This is a genomic window from Fodinibius sp. (genome assembly GCF_041642155.1).
Classification (GTDB): domain Bacteria; phylum Bacteroidota; class Rhodothermia; order Balneolales; family Balneolaceae; genus Fodinibius.
This window is the reverse complement of sequence record NZ_JBEPWZ010000147.1, coordinates 1-7,099: the sequence shown is the minus strand read 5'-3', so window position 1 is coordinate 7,099 and position 7,099 is coordinate 1. Positions and strand designations below refer to the sequence as shown.

5 protein-coding genes are annotated in these 7,099 nt (G+C 48.2%); all 5 read right to left on the bottom strand.

The genetic code is table 11. The features are described 5' to 3' along the window. Positions 1-538: cupredoxin domain-containing protein (locus ACESLU_RS09420; protein WP_372638346.1), on the bottom strand; the 538-nt coding region annotated here is incomplete at its 3' end. Between the two features lie 634 nt (positions 539-1,172). Next, on the bottom strand, positions 1,173-2,153 hold the full coding sequence (locus ACESLU_RS09415) for an alginate lyase family protein (protein WP_372638348.1): 981 nt from the start codon (positions 2,151-2,153) through the stop codon (positions 1,173-1,175). Continuing rightward, on the bottom strand, positions 2,146-2,379 hold the full coding sequence (locus tag ACESLU_RS09410) for a hypothetical protein (protein WP_372638344.1): 234 nt from the start codon (positions 2,377-2,379) through the stop codon (positions 2,146-2,148). The genes ACESLU_RS09415 and ACESLU_RS09410 overlap by 8 nt, the downstream gene beginning before the upstream one ends. Before the next feature lie 216 nt (positions 2,380-2,595). Further along, complete coding sequence (locus tag ACESLU_RS09405) at positions 2,596-4,113, bottom strand: RagB/SusD family nutrient uptake outer membrane protein (RefSeq protein ID WP_372638342.1); 1,518 nt, start codon at positions 4,111-4,113, stop codon at positions 2,596-2,598. 42 nt (positions 4,114-4,155) lie between these two features. Continuing rightward, the coding region (locus ACESLU_RS09400) for a SusC/RagA family TonB-linked outer membrane protein (protein WP_372638340.1) at positions 4,156-7,099 on the bottom strand (2,944 nt) is incomplete at its 5' end.

The window sequence follows — 7,099 nt, the reverse complement described above, 5'->3', positions numbered from 1 at the left end:
CCCCGTATATTTGCGTCGACCGATCCAACACCGGCTGTCCCGCAAACGCCTCTCCTTCGGCCGACCAATCGTCCAGGTTCGCGTATTCAAAGTCCAGATTGACCGGTTCCCCGCCTTTTTGCGGGATCACCCCTTCTGCTACCGTCTCCCCGGTGGAGGAGCTGATAATCTCAAACCGGCCCTCCATACCCGCGGCCCGGTGGCCCGGTATGGTGCAGTAATAGGTGTCGCCGGATTCGGCGACAAAGGTGACGCTGGTGGAGGCCCCTTCTTCAATGATCGATTCGCTTTGAACGTCCATGCGTTCCAGGGCAATATCGTGGGTCAGTGTCTCCCCGTTGATGATGGTAATCTGTACTGTTTCTCCTTTTTTGGCCTGCAAAGTCGGGTTTCTGATTCCGTCGATCTCTCCGCCAATACCGCTGTACCCCGTAATGACCGCCTCAAGGGTATACTCGCGGTCTACCTGCTCCGCTTCCACCGTTTGTTTCTCCTCGGAGGGGGACGTTTGTGCCGCACCTTCTGCGGGAAATCCCATAAAAAATAACGCGGCTCCTATATATAAATATACGTATGTATACTCGCAGAAGTGCTTCATGTCAGTGAGGGAACCCCGACCGTTGTATTGTGTAGCATCTTATCAGAGACTTTGCGAAATCAGTCCCGAAGCATCGGGAAATATCAAGGCCTGAGCGCGTTTAAAACTGAAGGATATAAGGCAAATGTGAGGATGTTGAATGTGCGAAAATGCAGAGATTGGCCAAAAGAACGGTTTTGTGAAGGTCTTTATCATTATCCCCGGCTATTTGTTAACGGAATCTCAAATTCCAAGGTACTTTCTCCTATTCAATAATTCAAAAAGTTATTTCAGCTCTTCCCTGACGGTGGGATGGAATCTCAGGGATATAAACCTGTTCTGCGGGTAGAGTAAAAGCTGATCCAACTGCGTACGGGCGCATGTGGGATTCTCATTATATCTCCATTCCAAACAACGCTTTCATGTCTTAGGCGCTAAGCGATTTTGGAAGCCAATCGCACAAGCATTGAATAAATATCATATATAAGAATCCTGTCCATCCAATCCTGCACGGCCGCAGCTTCCGACTGCAGTAACTTTAAATAGGAGTCCCCACCGCTACAAGAATCTCATTTTTTAACTGTCATGCTACTACTCAGTCGATCCACAAAAGAGGCTGACGGATCGGGTAGTTTCGTACGACCTCGGGGGTGGCGGGATCGGGGTTGAGGGTTTTCCACAGTTCGATGTACTCGGGCTTATCAAGGGCCAGCCCGCCAAACAGCAGTGCCGGGTGCCGCACCGGCCACTGCTCGAAATACATCACATCCTCCCCGTAGGGCCAGCTGCTCTTATCTTTTATGTACGGGTACATAAATGCCAGGGCATTACCGATGGTTCTCCCGCCGCGGGTCTCATAGGTCCACAGATCATGCCCGGGACCGGAGATAATGTGAACCAGCGAGGTCATTACATCCAGGTTAAACAGCGAGTAGCCATACGGCTTCGTCCGATCCAGCTCATCCGGGAAGCTCCCGTCCCGGGTCATCTGGTCCGGCAGCAAGGTCTCTTTATACAGTCGGCGGCACTCCTCCAGGACCTTCTCATCTCCCACCAGCCGCGCAAAGGCGCTGGCCTGCAGGGCCCAGGCTGTGCTGTGGTTATTCCCGTGGGTCTTCTCCTCCAGGCCGAAGTCGCTGGTGGTCAGCCACTCCAAATACGCCGAAAACCACTCCTGGAGTCCCGCCGCCGTCTCCTCCTGCAGAGCCCCCAACTCCCCCAGTACCTTGATCGCCTGGGCTACCTCCACCAAATGAATGGTGTCGATAATCCCGATACTCCGGCCTTCATTTCGTCCCTCGATCGCCTGGGAATACTGCAGGTTGGGGTTCATTTTAGTCTCTTCATCGATAAACCAGGCCCGCAGGTGCCTGCTCGCTTCATCCACATATTGTTGCTCCCCGGTCACTTTGAAGGCCGCAACCAGCGCAGGGACCATCTGGCTGAGCCGGCGCATGGCCCGGCGATGGGCCAGAAAGTTATCCGGGTTGCTTTTCCCGTCCCGGCGGATATAGGGTCCCTCCGGGTCGTCCGGGTTCGGCCACCAGTAATCCCCCTCCGAATAATAGTCATGCAGCCCCCCCGGCGCTTCGAGGAGAAACCGTATCGGTGACCGTCACCACCGGCGCCCCGAGGATGCTGTCGGCCGCCGAAAGCACCCGGTCTTGCTCGATGTTGATCAAGTCCACCTCCGGTTCGGGGTTCTTCTCCATGTCCGCGGCGCACCCCGACAGGCAAAACATCACCGCCAGGTAAAGAATCGCTGCGTACACTATTATGTGAGATCTGCAGATATTATTCATCTGTATACATATGGCATAGAAAATTAAAGAATCTTTGCTAAACTACCATCTCATGCCGAACTTGTTCCAGCCTTTGCGTTCTTGGCACCATTATATAGTGCTCATCTTCTTGTGGAGAGCAGCCACTGATATAGATACAGTCCATTCAGCAGGCTAAAACCCGTCGTACCCGGTCCTCCAAAAACTAATTACACTATACAGATAAGCATTTTCTTTTTAATAGCCATTGTTACTGCCGTCCGGTCTCAGGTTCGGATTTCGATCCAGTTCATCCTGTGGCAATGGAAGCAAATAATGTTTGGAAGGATCCACGCTGCGTGTTTCCAGCGCATCCGATCCCGTAAAGACCTCATCCAGCATATCCCGTCTTACGACATCGTACCACCTTTTGTACTCGAAAGAGAGTTCTATTCTCCGCTCTTCCAGTACTGAATCACGGAAGGCCGTTTGAGACAGCCCTGCAGTCAAATCAGCCGGGTAGCCATGAGCATTGCCATCAGCACTTCGAGCCCTGTTGCGCACTTGATTGATATAATCATAGGCACTCTGTGATGGACCGCCATCTCTTTCGTTCAAAGCCTCCGCCGCAATAAGCAATACTTCAGCATACCGGAAAACGGTATAATTGATATCCGACATACTACCGTCCGCGTTAGCGTTACTCCCCGGGAAAAGAGCATACTTCGCAATATGTGGCCTTGGGAAATTATATTCCGTATAGGGTTTCATCTCCCCGCCTATCAACGCTTCTTTTTGAAATCCGACCTCCTTTCGATAATCCTCATCATTGAAACTGTTGAAGACTTTCATAGAGGGGACAAGGACACTCCATCCCTGCTGATCCGCGTCACGAATACCCGTTATAGGTGCCATATAGTCAACATTGGCCGGCCATGATCCGGTTACCCCGCCCAGGAAATCGATGGTAAATATATGCTCCCGGGTATCATGGTTATCGGCATTAAATAACTCCTGATAGTCATCGACCAGATCATAGCCAAACCTGTCCTTATTTTGTATGACATACTCGGCCATTTCTGCAGCCATATCATAATTTTCCCTGGTCAAATAGACCGAAGCGAGCATGGTTGCCGCTGAACCCACGGTGGCCCTGCTTCTGATATCTCCATCATGGGTGTCAGGCAGGTGATCCATCCCAAATTCCAGATCATCAATAATGCCTTCGTAAATCTGATCGGGAGAAGTACTTTCGATATCATTAACTGAATTGGGATCTTCTACATATTGATCTATATACGGCACGGCACCAAATAACCGGACCAAATGATAGTAGGCCAGTGCTCTGGCAAAACGAGCTTCAGCTATAAGCGCATTTTTCCTGTTCTCATCCATCTCCACGGAAGGGATGCCATCAATAGCGTTATTTGATGCACTTATAACCCGGTAGAACTGGGGCCACATGGCCGTAATCATACCGTTGTTGGGATCATGGGTAAAAGTGTTCAAATTAATACGGCGGGAAGCCGTACCGGGATCACCAATATCCCCCATATCACTTAACAGGGAAAGGGTGAGTGGTAACTTTCTGCCATAAAGCGATTCATAGGCCAGTTCGGCATAAGCCCCATTTACGGCATTCTGGGCATCCTGAGCAGTTTTAAAGTAGGATTCCGGTGCTAACAGCCCAACCGGATTTTCCTCTAAATCAGTACAACTACTAATTGATACGATTAAGATTACAAGTGTTATGGCGACGAAATTTAAATTTTTCATATCTGTATAGCTCTATAAATTTTATTTATGACTGGAAGCATCTTAAAATCCAATATCCAAACCAATAGTAAATGATCGTATATTGGGATAACTGGCATAGTTTAACCCGATATTCGTATTGGAATTTTGATAACTGACTTCCGGATCATACCCGGAAAAATCGGTGAAAGTAAGCAAGTTCTGACCACTTGCATAAATTCTTGCCGACCGTACCCTGCTTCCTAACACGCTTGCCGGAATATTGTAACCCAGGGAAATGTTTTTTACCCTCACATAAGAGCCATCTTCGACCCACTGTGAAGATACGATGGCACTGCGTCCCGAGGAAGCCCTCGGTATATTCGTATCGGTGTTATCAGGAGTCCACCGATTGGTCGCTTCCGCGAGTTGATTGCTTTTACCCGACATCCACAACAATTCCATTCTTGTGAAATTAAGCATATCATTGCCCGCTGAAGCCTGAAGAAAAACACTCAAGTCAAAGTTTTGATACTTGAAATTGTTTGTAAATCCCCAGATATAATCAGGATGCGGATCCCCTATAATCGTCTGATCGGAGTTATTAACCGTGCCATCCCCGTTAATATCTTTAAATTTAACGTCACCCGGCTGCTTGTCCGGTTCGGCACTGAAGTCATCTCCTTCCTGGTAAAGGCCGTCAAAAATCCATCCATAAAAAGAACCCACGGGTTCTCCTTCCCGAAGAATCTGGGATTCGGTGGAAATCATATGTCCGGGCGCCTCGCTGTATTTGACATCCCCGCCGGCAAGTTCAGCTATTTTGTTCCGGTTGAATGAAATATTCAACCTTGTAGACCAGGAGAATTGGTCAGTCGTAATATTTTGGCTATTTAACGAGAGCTCAAACCCCTTGTTTTCAATACTCCCGATATTTTGAAGGGATGTTCCATACCCGGAATATTCCGGAAGCGGGATGTTATAAAGCAAATCCTCGGTTTTTTTATTATAATAATCAGCCGTAATATCTATCCGGTCATTCAGCAAACCGATATCAAGTCCAATGTCATATTGCGTGGTGCTTTCCCAAGTCAGGTTGTTATTGGCTACATCCGTGGGACGAATGGCATTCACAGGCTGTCCGCCTACCGTACTGAATACCGGTGAAAACCTTGCCAGCGACTGGTAGGTTCCAATTTCGGTATTTCCCGTAACCCCAAAACTTGCTCTCAGCTTTAAGTTGCTCAGCAGGTCTGAATCCTCCAGAAATTCCTCATTGGAAATATTCCAGCTTGCAGCGCCGGATGGAAAAAATGCCCATTTATTGTTTTTACCGAAACGGGATGATCCGTCGTACCGGCCGGTAAACGTCAGTAAATACTTGTCATCAAAATTGTAGTTCAAACGACCATACCAGGACGCCAGTGTCCATCTTGATAAGTATGAGCTCGGACTTTGAAAGTTTGACCCTCCATCCAAATTCCAAAAGGAGAAACTGTCACTGATAAAGTTTTGGTTACTCGCATTCCATCCCTCCGAGCGGTAATGCTGATAGGAAAAGCCGCCGCTAAAATTAACCGTATGAATTTCTGCGAAGGCATGCTCGTAATTCAGGTAATTTTCATTGATAAAATTGGTGCTTTTGCCGGCATTTATTGCACCGGTGCCACCGGTATTTCGTCCTCCGACCAAGGTCGTTGGCACAAAATTTCCATACCGGCCATTGTTAATGTTAGCTCCGGCAGTAACCCGTAAAATAAGGTCGTCTACAATGGAATATTCCCCGAATACGTTACCCTCGAAACGATCATCAACATTATCTGACTCCCGTTGTGTTGCAACGGCATAGGGATTATCATGAGGGTCTCCTATTCCACTTATTGTGAATTCATTATTTTCATCATAAACTCCCTTTGTGGGCTCAAATTTAAAAGCTCCAGAGATGACCCCGGCGCCTGTTGTTCCACTGCTCCCTTCTTGCGTTCTCACACCATTTTGTTCGGAACGAGCAAAATACAGCTTACCTCCAATCTTGAATTTCTCAGTAGCCTGGATATCAACATTACTTAACACACTCATTCTCTTATAATCTGAATTAATAATAACCCCTTGCTGGTCATACAGATTACCAGAAACATAATAATTTACCTTATCCGTACCTCCAGAAACGGAAAGCTGATAGTTTTGCAAATAACCGTCCCGAAATATTTGGTCCTGCCAGTCAGTACCCTCACCCAGGGATGAGGCATCAGGATAAGGCACGTTATTAGCATCTCCACCTCCATTGAGATGGAGATCATTCATAAACGATCCGAACTCAGAGGCATTCAGCAAATCAAGCTGCTTTGTTGTTTGCTGAAATGAGTTCGAGAGTTTTAAGTCGATCTGGGTATCTCCCTCATAGCCTTGTTTTGTGGTTATCAATACGACACCGTTTGCTCCCCTTGCCCCATAAATAGCAGTCGCAGAGGCATCTTTCAACACTTCAATTGATTCAATATCTTGAGGCGGTGGAGGCGTGCTTCCGGGAAAGCCATCTACGACATACAATGGATCGCTACCGGCATTAATGGACGTACCGCCCCGGATCCGAATCCTATACCCTGTTCCAGGCTCTCCACCATTAACACTTTGTACCTGTACGCCCGAAATTTTTCCCTGAATGGCATCGGTCATGCCCTGGCTGGGATATGTATTAATCTCGTCGCTTGAAACCGAGGAAATGGATCCCGTTAAATCACTTCTCCTCTGCTCTCCATATCCGACAACCACCAGCTCCTCGCCTGCAATGGTCTGCGGCTGAAGGGCTATGTTTAATTCTTCTCTGCCGTTAATCGGAATTTCCTCCCGCTGGTACCCGATATACGTGAACACCAGCGTATCCTGCAAAGAAGATACGGTCAATTCGTAGTTTCCATTTTGATCAGTTGAAGCTCCCGTAGAGGTTCCCTTTACCAGTATGTTTACGCCCGGCAGCGTCTCGCCCGACTGGGCATCCGTGACCGTTCCCGAAATCGTTTCCTGTTGT